Source organism: Paracoccus sp. JM45 (genome assembly GCF_003590715.1).
Taxonomy (GTDB): domain Bacteria; phylum Pseudomonadota; class Alphaproteobacteria; order Rhodobacterales; family Rhodobacteraceae; genus Paracoccus.
Genome location: NZ_QQVY01000064.1, coordinates 1 through 1,086, shown reverse-complemented (window position 1 = coordinate 1,086; position 1,086 = coordinate 1). Strand labels below are relative to the sequence as shown.

Annotated in this window: 2 pseudogenes and 1 other annotated feature; both pseudogenes read left to right on the top strand. The window is 57.6% G+C overall.

The annotated features are described in order from the left end of the window. Nucleotides 1-98 (top strand): annotated as a pseudogene (locus DWB67_RS17720) (IS6 family transposase); the annotation flags it as partial. Between the two features lie 63 nt (nt 99-161). Beyond that, nucleotides 162-978, top strand: a pseudogene (locus DWB67_RS17715) (IS3 family transposase); the annotation flags it as partial. Continuing rightward, nucleotides 449-565, top strand: a sequence feature (AL1L pseudoknot). Its footprint overlaps the pseudogene before it by 117 nt. Nucleotides 979-1,086 lie beyond the last annotated feature (108 nt).

Below are 1,086 nucleotides of genomic sequence, written 5' to 3'. Positions count from 1 at the left end.
GTCCCCGGCGCTATCAACTCACAGCATCCTCATACCGCCACGCCCGCAACGATGCGTTCAGCCTCTGGGCCGATTACACCGCTGAGATGACCGCGTGATCCACGCCCTTTGAACCGCCCCGGGTCTGTCGGAGACCATCAACTTAAGTAAGGATGATGGTTATGACAAAAAGCAAAATAGCAAATCGCTACTCTCCTGAGGTCCGCGCTCGTGCGGTCCGAATGGTGTTCGAGCATCAAGGCTCCTACGAAACGCAGGCGGGCGCGATCGCGGCCATTGCACCCAAAATCGGCTGTATTCCCCAAACCCTGAGCGGATGGGTCAAGCAGGCCGAGAAGGACAGTGGCATGCGCGATGGCGTGACCACTGAAGAACGGGACCGTATTAAGGCACTGGAACGTGAGGTTCGCGAGCTGCGCCAGGCCAATGAGATCCTGCGCAAGGCTTCGGCGTATTTTGCGCAGGCAGAACTCGACCGCCCACTGAAACGATGATCGCCTTCATTGAAGATCAGCGCGTTGTCTACGGTGTCGAGTCGATCTGCAGGGTCCTGCCGATTGCACCGTCAACATATTATCACCGTTTGGCGTGCCGAGCGGACCCTTCCAAAGCTTCTGCACGGCATCAGCGTGACACCGAGCTTCGGCCCGAGATTACACGGGTCTGGGATGAAAACTATCAGGTCTACGGCGTTCGAAAAGCGTGGCACCAGCTGAAGCGCGAGGGTTTTACGCTGGCGCGCTGCACGGTGGAACGGCTCATGAAACAGATCGGCATCCGGGGGCAGTGCGTGGAAAGGTGCTCAAAACAACGGTTCCTGACCCATCAGCGCCCTGTCCGCGTGACAAGGTGAACCGCGTGTTCCGGGCCCCTGCGCCAAATCTGCTCTGGGTCAGCGATTTTACCTACGTGTCGACGTGGCAGGGCTTTGTCTATGTGGCTTTCGTCATCGACACTTTCGCCGATCGCATCGTGGGAAGAGGTGGTCCTGAATTTTCGACCAGTTTTCCGCCGGGCTAAGCTATAGCATGGGTTTCATGTCAGGCGGCGGCTTTCAGGTGTTGATTGTGAGTATCATAGGCCTCG